A 514-nucleotide genomic window follows, 5' to 3' on the forward strand; every position below is an offset into this window, starting at 1 on the left:
TTTTACCGATAGGATGTAAAACCTATCCTTCGAAATAAACGGCTCATCGAAACCGTACATCAATCGACACAATATGGACACAAACTCCGAAATGCACACCCACTCTAATTTTTACGCTATGCTGACTGCAGCCTGCCAAAAAAACAGTAAAGGCACGGTCATTTTCAACGACAAAGAAAAAATCAGCTATTCCTCCCTCAAGCGCGAAGTAGAAACCGTCGCCGCCTATCTGCAACACGAAGGCGTACAATATGGCGACAAGGTCGCCCTGGTCGTTTCCAACTCTCCCGAATTTATTACTGCCTATTTCGCCATTACTTCCATCGGAGCGGTAGCCGTCCCACTCAATGTCTTTTTGAAAAGCGAAGAATTTTCCTACATCCTCAATGACTGCGGCGCACGCTTTATGTTCGCCTCAGCGTCGTTGGCCAAAGAACTCAAAAACATCAAAGCCAAAACCAAAGTCAATAAAATCATCTGGATTGGCGAAACCAAAGCTGCCAGTAGTGATGAC

The 514-nt window shown here is 45.3% G+C and carries 1 protein-coding gene; it reads left to right on the top strand.

The window, feature by feature from the left end; translation table 11 throughout:
- Nucleotides 1-73: 73 nt before the first annotated feature.
- On the top strand, nucleotides 74-514 hold a 441-nt coding region (locus ACTHUM_RS18700; protein WP_440403782.1), incomplete at its 3' end, for an AMP-binding protein.

The organism is Neisseria sp. P0021.S006 (assembly GCF_051956895.1).